The 20,829-nt window shown below is 68.4% G+C and carries 19 protein-coding genes; 10 read left to right on the top strand and 9 right to left on the bottom strand.

The genetic code is table 11. The annotated features are described in order from the left end of the window. Nucleotides 1-36 precede the first annotated feature (36 nt). The 3 genes from AC1DY7_RS17930 to AC1DY7_RS17920 all read left to right on the top strand — a co-directional run bounded on the left by AC1DY7_RS17930 (nucleotide 37) and on the right by AC1DY7_RS17920 (nucleotide 5,321). The gene (locus tag AC1DY7_RS17930) at nucleotides 37-2,793 is read left to right on the top strand and encodes an aminotransferase class I/II-fold pyridoxal phosphate-dependent enzyme (RefSeq protein ID WP_477495030.1); all 2,757 of its coding nucleotides are present in this window, start codon (nucleotides 37-39) and stop codon (nucleotides 2,791-2,793) included. Nucleotides 2,794-2,969: 176 nt separating this feature from the next. Then, a complete protein-coding gene (locus tag AC1DY7_RS17925) occupies nucleotides 2,970-3,398 on the top strand; it encodes a nitroreductase/quinone reductase family protein (RefSeq protein WP_477495029.1) in 429 nt (142 codons plus the stop codon). A 54-nt stretch (nucleotides 3,399-3,452) separates the two neighbouring features. Then, nucleotides 3,453-5,321 carry a propionyl-CoA synthetase gene (locus AC1DY7_RS17920; RefSeq protein WP_477495028.1) on the top strand — a complete coding sequence of 623 codons (1,869 nt, stop codon included), beginning with the start codon at nucleotides 3,453-3,455 and terminating at the stop codon, nucleotides 5,319-5,321. On the opposite strand, the gene AC1DY7_RS17915 is transcribed toward AC1DY7_RS17920, so the two are convergent. Continuing rightward, nucleotides 5,311-6,501: a cytochrome P450 gene (locus tag AC1DY7_RS17915; protein ID WP_477495070.1), complete on the bottom strand. Its 1,191-nt coding sequence runs from the start codon at nucleotides 6,499-6,501 to the stop codon at nucleotides 5,311-5,313. The genes AC1DY7_RS17920 and AC1DY7_RS17915 overlap by 11 nt on opposite strands. Next, nucleotides 6,489-7,325 carry a mycofactocin-coupled SDR family oxidoreductase gene (locus AC1DY7_RS17910; protein WP_477495027.1) on the bottom strand — a complete coding sequence of 279 codons (837 nt, stop codon included), beginning with the start codon at nucleotides 7,323-7,325 and terminating at the stop codon, nucleotides 6,489-6,491. Before AC1DY7_RS17910 ends, AC1DY7_RS17915 begins: the two co-directional genes overlap by 13 nt. Before the next feature lie 55 nt (nucleotides 7,326-7,380). On the opposite strand from AC1DY7_RS17910, the gene AC1DY7_RS17905 reads away from it, so the two are divergent. Beyond that, complete coding sequence (locus AC1DY7_RS17905) at nucleotides 7,381-8,055, top strand: TetR/AcrR family transcriptional regulator (RefSeq protein WP_477495026.1); 675 nt, start codon at nucleotides 7,381-7,383, stop codon at nucleotides 8,053-8,055. On the opposite strand, the gene AC1DY7_RS17900 is transcribed toward AC1DY7_RS17905, so the two are convergent. Then, nucleotides 7,960-9,855: a heavy metal translocating P-type ATPase gene (locus tag AC1DY7_RS17900; protein ID WP_477495025.1), complete on the bottom strand. Its 1,896-nt coding sequence runs from the start codon at nucleotides 9,853-9,855 to the stop codon at nucleotides 7,960-7,962. The two genes, AC1DY7_RS17905 and AC1DY7_RS17900, sit on opposite strands and share 96 nt — an antisense overlap. 73 nt (nucleotides 9,856-9,928) lie before the next feature. Here AC1DY7_RS17900 and AC1DY7_RS17895 point away from each other — a divergent pair, with 73 nt between their 5' ends. Both AC1DY7_RS17895 and AC1DY7_RS17890 read left to right on the top strand, forming a co-directional pair. Beyond that, on the top strand, nucleotides 9,929-10,285 hold the full coding sequence (locus tag AC1DY7_RS17895) for an ArsR/SmtB family transcription factor (RefSeq protein WP_477495024.1): 357 nt from the start codon (nucleotides 9,929-9,931) through the stop codon (nucleotides 10,283-10,285). A 455-nt stretch (nucleotides 10,286-10,740) separates the two neighbouring features. Then, nucleotides 10,741-11,697, top strand: coding sequence for an MPT63 family protein (locus AC1DY7_RS17890; protein WP_477495023.1), 957 nt, complete (start codon nucleotides 10,741-10,743; stop codon nucleotides 11,695-11,697). Between the two features lie 19 nt (nucleotides 11,698-11,716). Here AC1DY7_RS17890 and AC1DY7_RS17885 read toward each other — a convergent pair whose 3' ends face one another. The 6 genes from AC1DY7_RS17885 to AC1DY7_RS17860 all read right to left on the bottom strand — a co-directional run bounded on the left by AC1DY7_RS17885 (nucleotide 11,717) and on the right by AC1DY7_RS17860 (nucleotide 16,615). Continuing rightward, nucleotides 11,717-12,370 carry a hypothetical protein gene (locus AC1DY7_RS17885; protein ID WP_477495022.1) on the bottom strand — a complete coding sequence of 218 codons (654 nt, stop codon included), beginning with the start codon at nucleotides 12,368-12,370 and terminating at the stop codon, nucleotides 11,717-11,719. After that, complete coding sequence (locus AC1DY7_RS17880; RefSeq protein WP_477495021.1) at nucleotides 12,367-13,329, bottom strand: Ppx/GppA phosphatase family protein; 963 nt, start codon at nucleotides 13,327-13,329, stop codon at nucleotides 12,367-12,369. Before AC1DY7_RS17880 ends, AC1DY7_RS17885 begins: the two co-directional genes overlap by 4 nt. Further along, on the bottom strand, nucleotides 13,320-13,811 hold the full coding sequence (locus AC1DY7_RS17875; RefSeq protein ID WP_477495020.1) for a DUF501 domain-containing protein: 492 nt from the start codon (nucleotides 13,809-13,811) through the stop codon (nucleotides 13,320-13,322). The genes AC1DY7_RS17880 and AC1DY7_RS17875 overlap by 10 nt, the downstream gene beginning before the upstream one ends. Then, nucleotides 13,804-14,487, bottom strand: coding sequence for an FtsB family cell division protein (locus AC1DY7_RS17870; RefSeq protein ID WP_477495019.1), 684 nt, complete (start codon nucleotides 14,485-14,487; stop codon nucleotides 13,804-13,806). Before AC1DY7_RS17870 ends, AC1DY7_RS17875 begins: the two co-directional genes overlap by 8 nt. A gap of 10 nt (nucleotides 14,488-14,497) precedes the next feature. Then, entirely contained in the window at nucleotides 14,498-15,787 is a 1,290-nt protein-coding gene (eno, locus tag AC1DY7_RS17865; protein WP_477495018.1) for a phosphopyruvate hydratase, read from the bottom strand. 96 nt (nucleotides 15,788-15,883) lie between these two features. After that, nucleotides 15,884-16,615, bottom strand: a complete 732-nt coding sequence (locus tag AC1DY7_RS17860) for a lytic transglycosylase domain-containing protein (protein WP_477495017.1) — start codon at nucleotides 16,613-16,615, stop codon at nucleotides 15,884-15,886. 192 nt (nucleotides 16,616-16,807) lie between these two features. Here AC1DY7_RS17860 and efeU point away from each other — a divergent pair, with 192 nt between their 5' ends. The 4 genes from efeU to AC1DY7_RS17840 are packed head-to-tail and all read left to right on the top strand — an operon-like array spanning nucleotide 16,808 to nucleotide 20,794. Beyond that, on the top strand, nucleotides 16,808-17,761 hold the full coding sequence (efeU, locus tag AC1DY7_RS17855) for an iron uptake transporter permease EfeU (RefSeq protein ID WP_477495016.1): 954 nt from the start codon (nucleotides 16,808-16,810) through the stop codon (nucleotides 17,759-17,761). Beyond that, nucleotides 17,758-18,912: an iron uptake system protein EfeO gene (efeO, locus tag AC1DY7_RS17850; RefSeq protein WP_477495015.1), complete on the top strand. Its 1,155-nt coding sequence runs from the start codon at nucleotides 17,758-17,760 to the stop codon at nucleotides 18,910-18,912. The genes efeU and efeO overlap by 4 nt, the downstream gene beginning before the upstream one ends. Continuing rightward, nucleotides 18,893-20,224: an iron uptake transporter deferrochelatase/peroxidase subunit gene (gene efeB, locus AC1DY7_RS17845; protein ID WP_477495014.1), complete on the top strand. Its 1,332-nt coding sequence runs from the start codon at nucleotides 18,893-18,895 to the stop codon at nucleotides 20,222-20,224. Before efeO ends, efeB begins: the two co-directional genes overlap by 20 nt. A 24-nt stretch (nucleotides 20,225-20,248) precedes the next feature. Beyond that, entirely contained in the window at nucleotides 20,249-20,794 is a 546-nt protein-coding gene (locus tag AC1DY7_RS17840; protein WP_477495013.1) for a hypothetical protein, read from the top strand. The last annotated feature ends 35 nt before the right edge of the window (nucleotides 20,795-20,829 follow it).

The following is a 20,829-nucleotide window of genomic DNA, read 5'->3' as shown; positions in this document are numbered from 1 at the left end:
CTCGCTCGAGGCCAACCCGGGTACACGCTCTAGCCCGTGGACAACTCGCGCGCGTACAACAGTGTTTGGCAATTTCGCAGCGACGCCTGGTGCCGTCTCGAAGAGGCGGCCGACCGGCTGACGCGGCCGAGCACGACCGGTGGCCTCAAAGATGAATACGTCGGCATCTGCCACGACCTGCTGACCAAGCTGACGCCGCTGGAGCCGTACTGGGCCTTCCCCGGTTCACCCCAGTTCGCCAAGGTCCAGCGGCTGTTCAATGCGGGCGCGTACGACAAGTTCGCCCACGCGGTCGCCCGGATCAACCGTGCGCTGACGACGGAGTCCTACCGCACCGGCGATGTGGACACCGCCGGCTCCGACGACACCGCGGACCTGTTCCCGGCCGACCCGCGCACGCTGGAGAGCCAGCCCAGCAACAGGCGCGAGCAGCTCTACTTCGAGGTGCTGGTCGTCGAGAAGATGACCGAGGCCCAGGAGCGGGCGCTGCGCAAAGAGGTGCGCAGCTGGCGCCGCCCCGACGACGAGTTCGTCTACGAGCTGGTCGTCGTCGGCAGCGGTGACGAGGCGCTGATCGCCGCGCGGCTCAACGTCAACCTGCAGGCTGTCGTCATCCGCCGGCGGTTCAGCCATCAGTCGACCCGCGATCTGAGTACGCTGTCGGAGTTCATCGACCACAAGCTGTCCCACGACCTCGACGACCACAAGTCTCCCGACGAGCGGGCCGCGATACTGGCCAAGTCGCTGCACGAGCTGCGTCCCGAGTTGGACCTGTTCCTGATGACCGAGATCGAGGTCGAGGACATCGCCGGCCGGCTCGGCCAGTCCTTCCGACGGGTCTTCCACGCCCGCGAGGGCGTGCTGGAACTGCACCTGTCGATCCTGCAGGGCGTCGCCGCGCGCTACCGCACCCCGTTCTTCAGCGCGCTCAAGCAGTACAGCCACCGGCCCACCGGAGTCTTCCACGCGCTGCCGATCAGCCAGGGCAAGTCGATCGTCAACTCGCACTGGATCAAGGACATGGTCGGCTTCTACGGGCTGGACGTGTTCATGGCCGAGACGTCGGCGACCTGCGGCGGCCTGGACTCGCTGCTCGAACCCACCGGCCCGCTGCGCGAATCGCAGCAGCTGGCGGCCGAGGCGTATGGCAGCAAGCACACCTACTTCGTCACCAACGGCACCTCGACGGCCAACAAGATCGTCACCCAGTCGCTGGTCGCCCCCGGCGACATCGTGCTGCTGGACCGCAACTGCCACCAGAGCCACCACTACGGGATGATGATGGCCGGCGCCAACGTCATCTACCTGGAGGCCTACCCGCTCCCCGACTACACCATGTACGGGGCGGTCCCGCTGCGCGAGATCAAGTCGAAACTGTTGGCGCTCAAGGCCGCAGGCAAGCTCGACCGGGTCAAGATGATCTCCCTGACCAACTGCACCTTCGACGGCGTCGTCTACGACACCGAACGCGTCATGGAGGAATGCCTGGCCATCAAGCCCGACTTGGTATTCCTCTGGGACGAGGCGTGGTTCGCCTTCGCCCGGTTCCACCCGGTGTACCGCAAGCGCACCGCGATGGCGTCCGCCCGCGCACTGCGCGACAAGCTGGCCGACCCCGAATACCGCGCGTCCTACACCGAGCAGCTGACCAACGAAGGCCCGCTGTCGGACGAGGAATTGCTGAACCGGCGGCTGCGGCCCGACCCGGCCGAGGCGCGGGTCCGGGTGTACGCCACCCAGTCCACGCACAAGACGCTGACCTCGCTGCGGCAGGGCTCGATGATCCACGTGTTCGACCAGGACTTCGAGCAGAAGGTGTCCGAGGCCTTCCACGAGGCCTACATGGCGCACACCTCGACCTCACCCAACTACCAGATCCTGGCCTCGCTGGATCTGGGCCGGCGCCAGGTGGCCCTGGAGGGTGTCGAGCTGGTGCAGCGCCAGATCGAGAACGCCATGCAGCTGCGCGACGCGATCGACAACCATCCGCTGCTGTCGAAGTACATGTCCTGCCTGCGCACCTCGGATCTGATCCCGCAGCAGTTCCGCCCCTCGGGCATCGCGCAGCCGCTGCGCGGTGGGCTGAAAAGCATGATGGCGGTATGGGATACGGATGAGTTCGTCCTCGATCCGTCACGTATCACGCTGGCGATCGGGCGCACCGGCTACGACGGCGACCGCTTCAAGCGTGAGCAGCTGATGGACCGGCACGGCGTGCAGATCAACAAGACCTCCCGCAACACCGTGCTGTTCATGACCAACATCGGCACTACCCGCAGCTCGGTGGCGTACCTGGTGGAGGTGCTGGTGAAGATCGCCGCCGAACTCGAGGAGTCGGTCTCGGAGATGGGCTTGGGCGAGCGCGCCCGATTCGAGCAGAAGGTGCGGCGGCTGACCGCGAGCTCGGCCTCGCTGCCAAACTTCAGCGGCTTCCACCCGGTCTTCAGGGACGGCGACCAGACGCCAGAGGGCGATGTGCGTCGCGCCTTCTACCTGTCCTATGACGACGCCAATTGCGAGTACCTGTCCACCGATGAGATCTTCGACAAGATCGACGCCGGCGTGCAGGTGGTGTCGGCGACGTTCGTGACGCCCTACCCGCCGGGATTCCCCGTTCTGGTGCCCGGGCAGGTGTTCAGCCAGGAGATCCTGACCTTCCTGCGCGAACTCGACACCCCCGAAATCCACGGCTACAAGCCCGAACTCGGCTTCCGGGTATACACCGAGAAGGCGATCGAAGGCCTCCGTCCGTCGCGCTGGTCGGATCTGCCACAGTCCACCTTGGTCGACTAGGCCGGCGGGGTCAACCGATCGCAATGTCAGCCTGGGAGCTTCACGATGCGTATATATCCATCGCGAAGCTGTCAGCCGTACATTGCGTTTGGCATCGCCCGGGACCAGGAACGGAATAGAAGGCATTATTCTCGCGGTTGGTTCATCACAACCGCAGAGCGCAAGGGAGCCAGGCCATGACCGATGCCATCGATTTCGCCGAGATGAACCGCCGAGTCATCGAGGAATTCAGGACCAGCGGCGGCAAGGCCGGCGGCGTCTTCGAGGGCAAACCCCTGGTGCTGGTGCATCACGTCGGCGCCAAGTCCGGGACCGAACGCATCGCGCCACTGGTGCCCCTGCTCGACGATGACCGCATCTTCATCTTCGCCAGCAAGGGCGGCGCGGACACCAATCCGGATTGGTATCACAACCTGGTGGCCCACCCGGACACCGTGGTGGAGCAGGGCACCGACACGTTCCCGGTCACCGCCCGCGTCCTCGACGGCGACGAACGCGACACCGTGTACGCCACGCAGGTCGAAGCCGAACCGCAGTTCGGCGACTACCAGCGCAAGACCACCCGGGTGATTCCGGTCATCGAGTTGGTGCGCTCCTCCAACTGAGGCGGCCGGTCCGACTGGACCCGGGCGCGAATTTTTCGCGCTAGGTTCTGCGGTATGCCCGGTTACCGTGAGCTCTTCGACACCAGCATGTCCGATCCGGCGGCGTTCTGGGCGGACGCCGCCACGGCGGTCACCTGGACGCGGGCTCCGCAGCAGGTGCTCGACGACAGCAACCCGCCGTTCTACCGGTGGTTTCCCGACGGGGAGCTCAACACGTGCGCCAACGCCCTGGACCGGCACCTGGCCGACCGGGGTGACCAGGCCGCGCTGATCTACGACTCCCCCGTGACCGGTACGAAGCGCACCTACACCTACCGCGAATTGCATGACGAGACAGCTCGATTCGCGGGAGTGCTGCGCAGCCTCGGCGTCGGCAAAGGCGACCGCGTCGTCATCTACATGCCGATGGTGCCCGAAGCCGCGATCGCCATGCTGGCCTGCGCACGGCTGGGCGCGGTGCATTCGGTGGTGTTCGGCGGGTTCGCCGCCCACGAACTGGCCACCCGCATCGACGACGCCCAACCCGCCGTGGTCGTGTCGGCGTCCTGCGGTGTCGAGCCGAGCCGCGTCGTCGCCTACAAACCCATGCTGGACGCGGCCCTGGAGATGGCCGAACACAACACCCCGAAATGCGTGATCCTGCAACGTGATCAACAACCGTGCACGCTGGTCGAAGGGCGCGACGTGGACTGGGCCGCCGCGATGTCCACCGCCCAGCCCGTCGACCCGGTCCCCGTCGCCGCCACCGATCCGCTGTACGTGCTGTACACCTCCGGCACCACAGGCAAGCCAAAGGGCATCGTCCGCGACAACGGCGGGCACGCGGTGGCGCTGCTGTGGTCGATGCGCCACATCTATGACACCCAGCCCGGCGATGTGTACTGGGCCGCCTCCGATGTGGGCTGGGTGGTCGGCCACTCCTACATCGTCTACGCACCTCTGCTACTCGGCGCGACGACGCTGCTCTACGAAGGCAAGCCGGTCGGCACACCCGATGCCGGCGCGTTCTGGCGGGTGGTCGCCGAGCACGGCGTGAAGGTGTTGTTCAGTGCCCCGACGGCGATCCGCGCCATCAAGAAGGAAGACCCCGAGGCGCTGCTGCTCGTCGATCACGACGTCTCCAGCCTGCGGTACCTGTTCCAGGCCGGCGAGCGGCTGGACCCGGCCACCTTCCACTGGGCCACCGAGAAACTCGGCATCCCAGTGATCGACCACTGGTGGCAGACCGAGACCGGCTGGGCCATCGCCGCCGACCCGATGGGCGTGCAGGCCCTCGCGGTGAAACCCGGCTCGGCGACGGTCCCCATGCCCGGCTTCGATGTCCGAGTGCTGCGCCCGGACAACACCGAATGCGATGCGGGCGAAGAGGGTTCGATCTGTGTGCGGCTACCGCTGCCGCCCGGCACGCTGCCGACGCTGTGGGGTGACGACAAGCGTTACGTCTCGTCGTATCTGTCCGCCTTCCCCGGCTACTACCTGACCGGGGACGGGGGCCATATCGACTCCGACGGTTACCTCTTCGTGGTCGGGCGCACCGACGACGTGATCAACGTGGCGGGGCACCGGTTGTCGACGGGATCGATCGAGGCTGTGCTGGCGAACCACCCCGCCGTCGCCGAGTGCGCGGTGATCGGTGTGGCCGACGAGATCAAGGGGCAGGTGCCGCGCGGGCTGGTGGTGCTCAAATCCGGCGCCACCGCCGACGGGTTGGCTGCGGAGCTCATCGACGCGGTCCGCGACAACATCGGCGCCGTCGCGAGTTTCAAACTCGTCGACGTGGTGCCCGCGCTGCCGAAGACCCGCTCGGGCAAGATCCTGCGTAAGACCATGCGCGGCATCGCCGACGGCCGTGACGAGCCGGTGCCGTCCACCATCGAGGATCCGGCGGTGCTGGATGCGCTGAGGACGATCCTCACACGGTGATCCGCAGCTGCTCCCAGCCGCGGACGGTCGAGGTCGGGGCCAGTCTCGCCGTGTCGTAGTCGATGCCCCAGTCCGGGAACCGGTTCAGCATTTCGTCCAGTGCCACCCGGCCCTCTAGGCGGGCCAGGTTGGCGCCCAGACAGTAGTGCAATCCCTTGCCGAAGGTGAGGTGGCTGATGTTGTCGCGCCGGATGTCGTAGGTGTCGGGGTCGGTGTAGCGCCGCGGGTCGCGGTTGGCCGCGCCGAACAGCAGCAGCATGGCGCTGCCCGCCGGGATCGTCTGGCCGTGGGCTTCGAAATCCTTCGCCACCCAACGCGCCACGTGCGGGCCGGTCGGTTCGAAGCGCAGCGTCTCGTCGACCACCCGGTTGAGCAGTGACCGGTCCTGCTGCACGGCGCGGCGCTGGTCGGGATGCTCGGCGAGCACCTTGGCCAGCCAGCCGATGAGCCGGCCGGTGGTCTCGTTACCGGCGCCGGCCACGACCTGCGTGTAGTGCAGCACTTCCTTGCGGGTCAGCTTGCGCATGACCCCGTCCTCGTCGGTGAACTCCACGTTCAACAGGGCCGTCATCAGGTCATCGGACGGGTTGTGTGACCGCCACTCCACGTAGTCGGCGTAGATCCGGCCGTCGGCGATCTTGTTCGCGTCGCGCACCTTCATCGGTGCGCCGGGGCGGGTACGCAGGTTGGCGTCGTTGGCGTCCCTGACCCCGATCTGTTCGGATTCCGGTATGCCCAAGAGCATTCCGATGACGCGCATGGGCATCATCGACGCCAGTTCGGCGATGATGTCGAAGCCGTCTGTCCCGACCCACGGGTCCAGGCACCGCACGCAGAACGCGCGGATCTGGTCCTCGATCTCGGCCATCCGCCGCGGCGTGAACACCCGCGACATCAGCCCGCGCAGCATCGAATGCACCGGCGGATCGGCGAACATCATCACCCCGGCGGGCATGTCGAAATCCGACTGCACCAATTCGAGGATGTCACTTCGGCTGTTGGAGAACGTCTCCCAGTCCGACAGCGCCGACTCCACATCGGCATGCCGCGACAGCGCCCAGAACCGGTACTGCTCGTTGTAATAGACGGGCGCCTCGTCCCGCAGCCGGGCATAGGTGGGGTAGGGATCGTTGACGATACCGACGTCGTAAGGGTCGTAGTAGACCGTCACTTCAGACAGCTCCCCCCGTCGATGGGCAGGGTCACCCCGGTGATGTAGCGGGCCTCATCGGAGGCCAGAAAGAGCACCGCATTGCTGATGTCCTCGGGCGTCACCCACGGGATGGGCAGCACGTGGAACGTCCGGCAGACCGGCTCGAGGTCATCGGGTCCCGGATTGGCCAGCTCGGGCCGGAACATCCGATAGGTCTTCTCGTTCATCAGCATCGGGCTGTTCACGTGTGTGGGGTGCACCGAGTTGACCCGGATCGAGTGCTGGCCCAGTTCGACGGCAAAGGATCGCATCAGCCCGACGACGCCGTGTTTGGCCGCGACGTAATGCCCGGTGAACGGGTAGGCCTTGGTGCCCGCCACCGAGCTGGTGAGGATGATGGATCCGCCGCGGCCGCCGGCCAGCATGTGCGGCACACCGGCTTTCACCGATTTCCACACCCCGGACAGGTTGACGTCGATCATCTCCTGCCAGAGATACTCGGCCATCTTGTCCAGCCGCACCCCGGTGGTGCCGATACCGGCGTTGGCCGCGATGATGTCCAGGCCACCCAACTGCTCGGCGCCACTGTCGACGGCGGCCTTGATCCCGTCGTGGTCTCGCACGTCGACCTCGGCGGTGACAACTCGGCGGCCCAGGTTCTTCACCATCTCGGCCGTCTCCGCGAGATCCTCGGGTGTGGAGCCCAGCGCGGGTGAGTTGTCGAAGGTCGCGCAGATGTCCACCGCGATGATGTCGGCACCCTCCGCGGCCAACCGCACCGCGTGACTGCGCCCTTGGCCGCGGGCCGCACCGGTGATGAGCGCGACCTTGCCCTCGACCCGACCAGTCATGTCATCCCCTATGAAGACAGAGTTTGGGCGATCGCCCAGCATTTATGGTGGGGCCATGTCTAGCAGCGCGAAGCCGAAGCGGTCAAGAGAGCGCGATCCGGTTGCCCGGACCGCACTGATCCGGGCAACCGCCCAGATCATGCTGGACGACGGGTACGCCGCGGCCACCTCCCGACGGGTCGCCGCCGCCGCCGGGGTGAAGCCCGCGCTGGTGCACTACTACTTCCCGACGATGGACGATCTGTACGTCGCGGTGCTGCGGGCGGGCGCCGAGGCGAACCTGGGGCGGCAGCGGGCAACGCTCACCGAGGCGGCCCCGCTGCGGGCACTCTGGGACCTCAACAGCGCAGCCGGCGCTCAGTTGTGGATGGAGTTCATGGCGCTGGCCAACCACCGCAAGGCGATCCGCAGCGAGATCGCTGCCTACGCGGAGCGGGTCCGCGACCTGGAGGAGGCCACTCTGCGAACGGCACTGCGGGCGCACGGGGTGGATGCCGGCACGTTCCCGCCGGTGGTGATGTCGATGATCGTCGCCAGCCTGGCCCGCGTCATGGCGCTGGAGAACGGATTGGGAATCACCCGCGGGCACGAGGAGGCCCGGGCCTTCCTCGACGAGTACGTGACCCGCTACGAGCTACCCGCCGGGCCAGGCCCGGTCGCGCAGCAGCCGCAACCCGTTGAGCGCGACCAGGATGGTCGACCCCTCGTGCCCGGCGACACCGAGCGGTAAAGGCAAGTACCAGAACAGGTCCCAGACGACCAGGACGGTGATGAAGGTCGCGGCGATGGCCAGATTGGCCAGCACCGTTCGCCGGGCCCGGCGCGCCAACGCCACCACGGCCGGGATGGCGCCCAGGTCGTCGGCGACGGTGACGACATCGGCGGTCTGCAGGGTCAGGTCGGCGCCGCGGCCGCCCATCGCGATCGACGCGTGGGCGGCGGCCATCGCCGGGGCGTCGTTCACACCGTCGCCGACCATCAGGACCCGCCCCGGCAGGGCGCGCACCGCGTCCACCTTCTGCTCGGGCAACAGTCCGGCGTGCACCTCGGCGATGCCGACGGCGGCGGCCAGATGTCTCGCCGCCGGGGCGTTGTCGCCGGTCAGCAGAACCGGGTTGAGCGCAGCGAGTGCACTGATCGCTGCGGTAGCCCCGGGCCGGACCGTGTCGTGCAGACCCAGCACGCCGGCCACCACGCCGTCGACGATCACCACCACCGCCGTCGCCCCGGATTCCTCCAGGCGTGCCACGGTGGGCAGGTTCGCCTCGACCGCCGCCGGGCTGAGTACCTGGACGTGCGTCGGCCCCACGGTCGCCCGCACCCCCCGGCCCGGGCTGGCCAGGAAGTCGGCCGCGGCAGGCACGGCGATCCCGCGGTGCCGCGCCGCCTCGGTGATCGCACGGCCCAGCGGGTGCTCGCTGCACTGCTCGGCGGCAGCGGCGAGGCGCAACACATCCGCCTCGCGGTGACCGCCGGCAACCTCCAGGGTCTCCAGTCGCGGGCGTCCCGAGGTCAACGTGCCGGTCTTGTCGAAGGCGACGATCTCGGCATCTGCCAGATTCTCCAGAGCCACAGCAGATTTCACCAGTACCCCGTGCCGCCCGGCGTTGGCGATCGCCGAGAGCAGCGGCGGCATGGTGGCCAGTACCACCGCGCACGGCGAGGCCACGATCATGAACGTCATGGCCCGCAACAGCGCGCCGCGCAGATCCTCACCGAACGCCAGCGGCACCGCGAACAGCGCCAGCGTGGCCGCCACGACGACCACCGAGTAGCGCTGTTCGACCTTCTCGATGAACAGCTGCGTGCCGGCTTTGGCCGCCGAGGCCTCCGCGACCATCGCCACGATCCGGGCCACCACGCTGTCGGCGGGGTCCCGGGCCACCCGGGCGCGCAACGCGCCTGCGCCGTTGAGCGTGCCCGCGAACACGTCGTCACCCACCAGCTTGGTCGCGGGCACCGGCTCACCGGTGACTGAGGACTGGTCGACATCGGACGCGCCGTCCACCACCACCGCGTCGGCGGGTATCCGCTCCCCCGGCCGCACAAGTACCAGGTCGCCGATGCACAGCGCCTCGGCGGCCACCACTTGTTCGCCCTGCTCGTCGAGCCGCACCGCTCGGTCGGGGGCCAGGTCCAGCAGCGCGCGCACCGAGTCCTCGGTGCGCCGGGTGGCCAGATCCTCCAGGGCACCGGAGGTGGCGAAGATGACGATCAGCAGCGCACCGTCGAACACCTGGCCGATGGCCGCGGCGCCGACGGCAGCCACGATCATCAGCAGGTCCACATCGAGGCGCCGCTGCGCCAGTTCGATCAGCCCGTCGCGGGCCGGAATCCAGCCGCCGGCCAGGTAACCGGCGAGATAGGCCGTCCACCAGACGAATTCGGGAGCACCCAGGAGTTGGGTCGCCAAGCCGACGAGGAACAGCGCGACCGCCAGTGCCGCCCACCGCACCGACGGCAGCGCCCACACCACCGGGCGGCGCGCTTTCGGGCGCACCGCGGAACCCCTGGCCTCCGTCACTGTCATCACCCATACATCTAAACATGTACAGATTTACATATGTCAAGTCCGTTTGAGGTCAGCGTGCTTGAATGGACGGATGGGACATGGGGTCGAGGGCCGCACCGCACCCGCGGCGACGCTGGACCCCGCGTCGGCGGTCAAGGTTGCCGAGACGCTGCAGGCGCTGGCTTCGCCCAACCGGCTGCTGATCCTGACCCGGCTGCGCCAGTCGCCGTGCACCGTGACCGACCTGTCAGCCGCCGTCGGGATGGAACAACCCGCGGTGTCCAATCAGCTGCGCCTGCTGCGCACGCTGGGTCTGGTGGCGGGCGACAGGTCCGGCCGCAACATCGTGTACCGGCTGTACGACAACCATGTGGCGCAGTTGCTCGACGAGGCCGTCTTCCACATCGAGCATCTGCGACTCGGCACCCGCGACAGCGCCACCGGCTGACGCACAACAGCGCGCTGACAAGGCAATTCGAGGGTCCAGACCTTTATTTTCGTGCTGCGCCGAACTATGGTGAAGTTGTCATATGTTGATATTCCACTGAGTCCGACACCGGACATCGAGGAGCTGAGCATCAATGGTCGATACCAAGGCCGGATCCGGATGCAACTGCCATTGCAACGCATGCGATGGCGGCCACCACTGGTCGACCGACCGGTGAAGGCACCGTTCTGGTTTGCGAAGCGCCCACATCTGCGGCATTGCCGGTCGAACAGCCCCGCGGCTGCGCCGCAGCAGAGTTTGCTATGAACGTCCGCGTTCGCTCGAAACCGCTGTGCGACAGCATCGTTTGAATCCGCTTGATTCCCGGTGCCGGTTCCCCGCGCCCTCAGATCCTGCTAATTTCGCTCACAGTGCGGCCCCACGGGGGGAGCCGCCGGAGTCAGGAGTGGAACACGGTGAAGTTCACGACCATCACAGCGGGGTTCGGAGCGGCAGCCCTTGCCGTCGCAGGAGCATTCGCTGCATTCAGTGCACCCATCGCGACCGCCGACAACGAGACCACCACGTCGCAACTGGGCAGCCAAGCGACCCTGACCAACGGCGACGTCGTCCAGGGCTGGACGCTCTCCGGTCTCAAGGTCAGCACCGACGCGATCCCCTACCAGCCGCACGGCACGCTGTGGGAGGCCACCGCCACCAATCAGGCCGTGCAGGGCAACGTCACGCCCATCGTGTCGAACCTGAACGCCCGCGCCCAGAACGGGGACACCTACCGCGCGCTGTTCGGCGTCGCCAGCCCGGACGGCGTCAATCCGTCCACCCTCTCCCAAGGCGAAAAGACCACGGGCAAGGTCTATTTCGATGTCACGGGCCAGGCTCCCGACAGTGTCGTGTACGCCAGCGCCGACAATGACCTGATCGTGTGGCTCAAGCCGGCTCCGGTGCAGAGCCCGGCCACCGGATCAGTGCCGCAGTACCGTCCGGCCCCGGCCGCCACCACCAGCACACCGGCGACCTCTACCAGCCCGACCGCAACGACCAGCGCCGCACCGACCACCAGCGGCGCTCCCACCACCAGTGCGGCACCCACCACCAGTGCGGCACCCACCAGTGCGGCACCTACCACCGCGGCCACCCCGGCTCCGGCCGGATCCGCAGGCACGCCGCTGCCCGCGGATGCCGTGCCCGCGCAGGTGCCCGCCGGAAGCGCAGGCACTCCACTGCCCGCCGGTGAGCAGGGAGCCGCACTGGTTCCTGCCGGTACCCAGCCCGCGCCCCCGGTCGCTGCCGCCGAAGCCGGCACCCCGGTCCCGGCCGAGGCCGTCCCGGCGCCGGGCGGAAGCGCCGGCACCCCACTGCCTGCCGGAGCCGCGCCCACGACGACCGTCGTGCTGCCTGCCCCGGCCGGCTAGAGATCTACCGCAGGGTCGCTCAGGAGTGCGACGTCCACCACGCATAGAGGTGGTCGAGCGTCGGACCTCCTGGGCGGCCCTGCACCACGCTGAACAACTGCTTGTCGATATCGCTCCACGCGAGCATCGGGTTGTCGCCCTGGATGCCGCAGACCAGCGCGCCGCTGACCTCTTGCGGTGACGCGTTGTGCCGCCACGGTCCCGGTGATTGGATCCGGCCCGGGCAGTCGACCACCGTCGAGGTGTTCGCCACCTCGGTGATGGCCTTCGCCAGCGCCGCCGAGTCGACCAGCAGTGAATACGTCGCCGAGACCGGACCACCCTGGTCGGCGTTGGCCGTGCACGCCACCGTCGCGAGCGCCCCTTCCAGCCGTGCCACCGGGGTGCACGCACCCGCGGGGTAACCCGCCGGAAGTACGTGCAGCAGGCGGGAATTGGGGTCATTGGCCGGTTGCCCGGCCGCGGATTGCGATGACGGGTGCGGCGCGGGCACAGCAGGCGCAGCGGAATCGCCGGACGGCCGCAACAACATGAACGCCACTGCGGCAGCGACCGCCGCCACGGCCAGCACCACTGCGGCGATGACGCCGATGTTCGGGCCGCGCCGACTGGGCGCGGGCCGCGGAATCACCGGCGGGGGCGCCCCGCCGTCCCATGACCCGGGCGCGCTCACGAGGCCTCGCTGCGCATGTCCGCGATGGAGAGCGCAATGCCGTCCAGGATGTCGTGTTCGCTGACGACGAGTTCGTCGATCCCCGCCAGCTCGCCCAGCACGGCCGCGAGTTCCTCGACGATGATCGCGCCGCCGACAATGACATCCGCCCGGCCCTCGTGCATCGGACCCAGCGCGAGACGTTCCGCGGCGGTCATCCGGATGAGGCTGTCGCACATGGCCAAGAGGTCACCGAAGCCGGTGCGGGACAGGTGAATCACGTCCGGGTCGTAGTCCTGCAACCCGAGTGCCAGGGCGGCGAGCGTGGTGAACGTGCCCGCCACCCCCACCCACATGTGGGCCCGTCCGACCGGCACCTCTGCCAGCGCCTCCGCCAGCCGCTCCCGCACCGTCGCCCGCGCTTCGCCGATCTCGGCGGCGGTGGGCGGATCCGTGTGCAGGCAGCGCTCTTTGATGCGCACACAGCCGATGTCGGCCGAATGGGACGCGTCCACCACGGCGGAACCGAGCACCACTTCGGTGGAGCCACCGCCGAGATCGACGACCACGAAAGGCCCTGCGGCCGGGTCGAGTTCGCCCACCGCACCCCGGAAAGAGAGCTCCGCCTCCTCGGTTCCGCTGATCACCTCGGCCACCGCACCGGAAACCACCTCGCCGAGCAGCCGGGCCGTCATCGCGAAGAATTCGTCCCGATTGGCGGCATCGCGGGCCGCCGAGGTCGCCACCATCCGCACTCGTTGCACGCCGCTCTCACGCATGACCGTCACGTAGTCCGACAGCGCGGTCTCGGTGCGCGCCAAGGCCGCCGGTGCGAATTCGCCGGTGGCGTCGACACCCTCACCGAGCCGCACGATCCGCATCTCGCGGTGCACATCGTGCAGACGTCCCGCCACCACGTCGGCGATGAGCAGCCGGATGGAGTTGGTGCCGCAGTCGACCGCGCCTACTCTCACGTCCACACCTTCGGGTCGAGGATTCCGGCCATCGCGGGCTCGACGGCCAACAGGGCGAGCGCTTCGTCGCCGAACGGGTTGACGCCGGGGCCCTTGGCCAGCGCGTGCGCCATCACCACGTGCAGGCACTTCACCCGGTCCGGCATCCCGCCGCCGGAGAACGTGGTGCCCAGCGGTTCGATCGCGTCGCGCTCGGCCAGGAACGACTCGTGCGCACGGCGATACGCCGCCGCCAGCTCCGGGTCGGCGTCCAGCCGTTCGGACATCTCCCGCATCAACCCCGAGGACTCCAGCCGGCTGGCGGCCGCGGTCAGCGTCGGGTGGGTCAGGTAGTACAGCGTCGGGAACGGGGTGCCGTCGGGCAGCTTCGGCGCGGTCTTGACCACGGCCGGTTCACCGTTGGGGCAGCGGTAGGCGATCTCCAGGACACCGCGCGGCTCGCGACCGAGCTGGCGCGCGACGGCGTCCAGATCCGCGGGCTCAACCACCGGCGGGCGGGGTCGGGGGCGGCGGGGCATCCGGCGCCGGCGGGGGTGCGTCCGGCACCGGCGTCAGCACCGGCGAAATGCCGTGCGGCGCATCGGCGATGGTGTGCCACAGCGAGGTGTACCAGGGGTCGGTGGATTTCACGGGTGCGTCCTCGGTCCCGGGAGCCGCGGGTGTCGCGGCCGACGGCGGGAGTTGCACCTGATACGGGATGTCGCCGGGCATGACGAACCCCAGCCGTTCCCGCGCCTGGGCGGCGATGAATACCGGATCGGCAAGTTTCACCTTTTGCTGCTCAAGATCATCGATCTGCGAACGTAGTTGTGTCTCAGCGGTTTTGAGCTGATTCATCTCGGCGCGCTGCGCGAAGTAGGTGCGCACCGGGCCCGCGATGGTGAGCGTCAGCACGCACACCACCACGGCCAGGATCGCCGCCCGCCGGGCGGCCGAACCGAAGCGCTGTTCGGACTGGTTGTCCAACGATTCGGCGGCCGCCTTACGGATCGACTCGGCCACCGTCTCGGGGGCCGGTTCGACGGGCTGCTCGGTGGCATCGTCCTCGGGGTCCGCCGGGCGCGGTTCGATCCGACGCGGAACGGCACGCGACCGGGCGGCACCCGGCTTACCCGGCCGTGGGGCCGGGCCGCGCCGCCGATCGGGCCGTTTCGCGTCGGGCATGAGAGCGAAGCTACTTGCTCTCCACCGCGAACCGCGGGAACGCGAGGTCACCGGCGTAGCGGGCGGCGTCACCGAGGGTCTCCTCGATGCGCAGCAGCTGGTTGTACTTGGCCACCCGCTCGCTGCGTGCCGGAGCTCCGGTCTTGATCTGGCCGCTGCCCACCGCCACCGCCAGGTCGGCGATGGTGGTGTCCTCGGTCTCGCCGGACCGGTGGCTCATCATGCTGCGGTAGCCGCTGTTGTGCGCCAGGGTGACGGCGTCCAGCGTTTCGGTCAGGGTGCCGATCTGGTTCACCTTCACCAGCAGCGCGTTGCCCGCACCCTTCTCTATGCCCTCTTCCAGGCGCTCCGGGTTGGTGACGAACAGGTCGTCGCCGACCAGCTGAACCCGATCACCGATGGCGGTGGTCAGCGCCACCCAGCCGTCCCAGTCGTCTTCGGAGAGCGGGTCCTCGATCGAGACCAGCGCGTAGGTGTCGAGCAGGCCTGCGTAGAACTGGGCCATCTGCTCGGCGGTCCGCGTCTCCTTCTCGAAGGCGTAGCCCTTGCCGTCGGTGTAGAACTCGGTGGCCGCCACGTCCAGCGCCAGCGCAACGTCGGTGCCGAGCTTGAGGCCGGTCGCCTCGATGGCCGTGCCGATAAGGTCCAGAGCCGCCCTGGTGCCGGGCAGGTCGGGGGCGAAGCCGCCTTCGTCGCCGAGGCCGGTCGCCAGGCCCTGCTTCTTGAGCACCGCCTTGAGCGAGTGGTAGACCTCGGCGCCCCAGCGGAGCGCCTCTTTGAAACTCGGGGCGCCGATCGGCGCGATCATGAACTCCTGCACGTCCACGCCGGTGTCGGCGTGCGCGCCGCCGTTGATGATGTTCATCATCGGCACGGGCAGCACATGGGCGTTCGGTCCTCCGAGGTAGCGGAAGAGCGGCAGACCGGCCGATTCGGCCGCACCCTTGGCCACCGCCAGCGACACGCCCAGGATGGCGTTGGCGCCGAGGCGCGACTTGTCCGGCGTGCCGTCCAGGTCGACCAGGGCCTGGTCGACCAGCCGCTGATCGTCGGCAGCCAGGCCGATGACGGCCGGCGCGATCTCGTCGAGCACCGCCTCGACGGCCTTCTCGACACCCTTGCCGCCGTAGCGCGATCCGCCGTCGCGCAGTTCGACGGCCTCATGCTCGCCGGTCGACGCACCCGAAGGCACTGCGGCGCGGGAGAAGGTGCCATCACTCAGGGCAATCTCGACCTCGACGGTGGGGTTACCGCGCGAATCGAGGATCTCGCGGGCTCCGACCTGTTCGATGATGGACACGGGTTCCTCCTGTGTGTGACGGCTGGGGAGACGGGTCACGCTCTCGACCAAGAGCCTAAAGGTTGAGCGCGGGCGCGGCGTGCCCCAGTCCGGCTCTTACAGGGGATGACCGGCGGCGTACGCGGTCGCCCAGTCCCGCACGGTGCGGGCGTACTGGTCGGACAGGTTGTAGGCGCGCAGCGCGTCCATCCAGCCCCGCGGGGTGGACAGGTCCTTGCCGCGCCAGCACAGATAACCCGCCGCCGACAGGGCCGCGTCATCGATGTTGTCGGGACTGACCACGCCGTCGTTGTTGGCGTCCACGCCGTAGAGCCGCCAGGTCTCCGGGATGAACTGCATCGGGCCCATCGCCCGATCCATCGTGGCGTCCCCGTCGAGCTTGCCGTCGTCGGTGTCGGCAATCTTCAGATTGCCCATGGTGCCGTCGAGCTGCACCCCCCTGATCGGCGGCCGCACATCGCCGTTCGGCGCGACGGTGGCCCCGCGGTAGGTGCCGTGATGGCTCTCGACCATGCCGATACCGGCCAGCGTGGTCCAGGCGAGATTGCATTTCGGGTTTTCCACCTGAGCGACCCGCGCCGCGTAGGCATATGCCTCCAGCGCGGTCACCGGGATGTTCATCCCGGGCGCCCGGGCGGCTGCCCACGCGTGCAGCGCGTCGGCGGGCCTGCCGGACGCGTGGGTGTCGACTTCGGGGACAGGGTCACCGGCGGGCGGCGGCACCCCGTCGGGAATCGGGATGCCGGTCTGCCAGGAGCAGCTCGAGGCCATCAACAGGGCTGTCGCGCCGACCACCGCGACAGCCCGTAGCCAACGCACTGGCGACACCGGACTCCCTACATACCTGCTCTGCTTGCTGCCATCGTCCCATGCGACGACAGCGAACCGGCTCAGTCACACGAGCCCCGTCGCGGCGCCCGCCCAGACCAGTCCCCGGCCGCGACGGCCCCTGATAAGGTACGCCACACCTATCTTTGGCAAGGCAAAGCTGGGTGTGTACCAGGTAGCGAGGACCACTGAATGACGGCATTGGCAGAGCTTCCGGCCACGTATCTAGCCGCCGCGCCCAATCTCACCTCACAGCTTTTCGGCAGCGGGCTCATAGGTCTGCGCGAAGGCCTGGAAACCAGCATCGTCGTGTCGATCCTGATCGCATTCCTGGTGAAGTCGGGCCGGCGTGACGCCCTCAAATGGGTGTGGCTCGGCGTCGCCGGGGCCATCGCCATGACGATCGGCGTCTTCCTCACCATCCAGTTCAGCGCCTACACCGTCTCCGGACTCGGCGCCGAAGCCATCGCGGGCGTGGCTTCCCTGGTCGCCGTCGTCATCGTCACGACGATGGTGCTCTGGATGAAATCGGCCGCGGCCACCATGTCCGGTGAACTGAAGTCCGGGATGGCCCGTGCGCTGGACACCGGCGGCGGCGCCGTGGCCGCCCTGGCATTCCTGGCGGTGGGCCGCGAAGGCGTCGAGACGGCTCTGTTCATGGTCGGCTTCGCCGAGGCCGAGACCCTCTGGCCGCTGGTCGGTCTGGTGGTCGGCGTGCTCATCGCGATCGCCATCGCCTGGGCGATGTACGCCGGCGCGATCCGGATCGATCTGGCCAAGTTCTTCAAGTACACGGCGGTGTTCCTGATCCTGGTCGCCGCCGGCATCCTGTCCTACGGGGTGGGCGCGCTGCAGACCGTCGGCTGGCTGCCGGGCCTGGCCGACAAGGCGTTCGACATCAGTTCCTGGTTCAACTGGGCGTCCTGGTACGGCCAGGTGGTCCAGGGCGTCTTCAACGTCACGCCCACGCCCACGATCCTGCAGTTCGGGGCGTGGCTGGCCTATCTGGTGATCGTGCTCGCAGTTTTCCTGCGGCCGTCCAAGGCGCCGGCCCGGCCGGCCGATGCGCCCACGCCCGATGACTCGAACTCTGACGCGGTCCCGGATCCGGAACCGTCCACCACCCCCGAAAGGTCGACCACGTGAACAATCGCACCGCCCTGACAGCCGCGCTGTTGGCGGCTCTGGCCCTCGCGGGCTGTACCGCCAAGGAGACGGCCACCTCCGGCGACACCTCCAAGGCCGGTGCGCCGGAGGCGATCACCGTGACGGCTTCCGACGACAAGTGCRAGCTGTCCGGCACCGAGGGCGCGACGGGTCCGACCACGTTCAACATCACCAACAACGGCACCAAGGTGACGGAGTTCTACGTCTACGGCGAGGGCGAGCGGGTGATGGGTGAGGTGGAGAACATCTCCCCCGGCCTGCAGCGCAAGCTGATCGTCCAGCTCGCCGAGCCGGGCACCTACCAGACGGCGTGCAAGCCCGGCATGATCGGTGACGGAATCCGGACCGACTACAAGGTCAGCGGCGAGACCGTGAAGGTCGACACCGAGGGCAAGTTCAAGGAAGCCGCCGACAACTACAAGCGCTACGTCAACAGCCAGACCGACGCGCTGATCCCGGCCACCCAGCTCTTCGTCGACGCCATCAAGAAGGGTGACGTCAACGCGGCCAAGGCCCAGTTCCCGATCGCCCGCACCTATTACGAGCGCATCGAGCCCGTCGCGGAGTCCTTCCCCAACGATCTGGACCCGCGCATCGACCTCCGTGAGGCCGACCTCGAGCCCGGCCAGAAGTGGACCGGTTTCCACGCCCTGGAGAAGCAACTCTGGGTCACCGGGCTGCAGCCCGACGCCGCCGCGCTGGCCGACCAGCTGCTGGCCGATGCGAAGGAACTGGACGCCGGAGTGAAGGCGCCCGACTGGACCATCGACTCCACCCAGATCGCCGGTGGCGCGCAGGGCCTGCTCGACGAGGTCGGCGCCAGCAAGATCAGCGGCGAAGAGGACATCTTCAGCCACACCGACCTGTGGGACTTCAACGCCAACGTGCAGGGCTCGCAGACCGCGGTGGCCTCCGTGCGCCCCATCCTCGACGAGCGCAACCCCGACCTCGGCAAGCGCGTGGATGAGCAGTTCGCCAACGTCGAGGCACTTTTGGCCAAGTACCGCAAAGGCGACGGCTTCGTTCTCTACGATACGGTGACCGAGCCCCAGCGCCAGGAACTGTCCCGCGCGATCGACGCGCTGTCCAAGGAGGTAAGCCAGGTGCAAGGTGTCATCGCACCCCAGTAACCCCGAAGACGCTCCGGAAGCCTCTGTCGCGGACAGCCCGCGGCAGGGGCTTTCCCGGCGCAAGCTGTTCGGTGCCGCCGGCGTGACCGCCGCGGTGGTCGGCGCCGCCGGCGCCGGCGCTCTGGCCGGGCGCGCCTCGGCCACCAGCACCAGGGACAAGGACTGGGAACCGCACGGTGCGGTGCCGTTCCGCGGCGACCGGCAGGCCGGCATCATCACCGAGGCCCAAGACCGGATGCACTTCTGCACCTTCGACATCACCACCGACAAGCGTGACGACGTGGTGGCCATGTTGAAGGAATGGACCGCGATGGCCGAGCGGATGACCAGGGGTGAGGACGCCGTCAAGGACGGTGCCGTGGGTCTGAATCCGTACGCACCGCCTGCCGATACCGGTGAGGCACTTGGCCTTCCGCCCTCGCAGCTGACCCTGACCATCGGCTTCGGCCCGACCTTCTTCGTGAAGGACGGCAAGGATCGTTTCGGCATCGCCGACAAGAGGCCGGCCGCGCTTGCCGACCTCCCGAAGTTCACCAACGAGAACCTCGACCCCGCCAAGTGCGGCGGCGACATCTGCATCCAGGCGTGCGCCAACGACCCGCAGGTCGCCGTGCACGCGGTGCGCAACCTGGCCCGGGTGGCCTTCGGGACCGCCGCGGTGCGGTACTCGCAACTCGGTTTCGGTCGCACGTCGTCCACCACCCGCGACCAGTCCACGCCCCGAAACATGTTGGGGTTCAAGGACGGCACCAACAACGTCAAAGCCGAGGACACCGACATCCTCAACCAGAACGTCTGGGTGGGCGACGGTGACGGCCCCGACTGGCACAACGGCGGCACCTATCTGGTGACCCGGCGCATCCGCAACCGGATCGAATCGTGGGACCGCACCACCCTTCTGGAGCAGGAGCGGGTCATCGGGCGCGCCAAGGGCACCGGAGCACCACTGGGCTACGACGACGAGTTCGCGCCCTTGGACTTCAACCTGAAGAACCCCAAGGGCGAGTTGATGATCGACCGCGACGCGCACGTGCGGCTGGTGGCCCCGGAGCACAACGACGGTGTCGAGCTGCTGCGCCGCGGCTACAACTTCACCGACGGATCCGACGGCTTCGGGCACCTGGACGCCGGACTGTTCTTCATCGCGTTCACCCGCAACCCGGGCACCAAGTTCGTGAAGGTGCTGTCGAAGATGTCCAGCGACCTGCTCAACGAGTACATCTTCACCAACGGCACCGGTGTGTTCGCCTGCCCGCCCGGACTGAAGGACGGCGACAGCTCCAGCTACTGGGGCTCCGGCATCTTCACCTGATCTCCTGCCGGTAAGGTTCCGCCTGTGACCCCGCCGAACGCCCGCGCGCACTGGCTGCGCGGCGGGCTGGTCGGCGGAAGCTCGGCCGTGATCGCCACCTCGGCGCACGCCGGCGCGGCGGGAGCCGTGCCACACGGCGCGGCCCTGGTCGCCGCGCTGCTGGTGTGCGCCACCGCCGGAGCGGCCGTCGGCGCCGTCGACGTGAGCGGCCGCTACGCCAGGGGCATCGCCGTGTTCGGCGCGCTGTGCGCCGCCCAATTCCTCAGCCACATCACCCTGGCCGTCACCGGCGGCCATCACCACGCCGGTGACGGGATGGGCCTGTCCCCGGCGATGATCGGCGCGCACGCCGCCGCTGCGGTGGTCCTCGGACTGTCCATCGTGGTGGTCGAACACCTCTACACCGTCGGCGCCACGCTGCTGACCTGGCTGCGCCTGTTCACGGTCGGCAGCCCACAACCCACGCCGCCGCTGGTTCGGCATGCCGAGCCCGTCGTCGTCCGCCCGGTGCTGCTGCGCCCTGGGTTGGGTATGCGCGCACCGCCTTTCGGGATTTTCGCGACCGCGTAAGCGGCCGGCACTTCTCCATCTCACCGCAGGCCCTC

The organism is Mycobacterium sp. P2_H7, from assembly GCF_056403275.1.
Note: the sequence above shows the minus strand (reverse complement) of the source record. Positions and strands in the feature narration are given on the sequence as shown.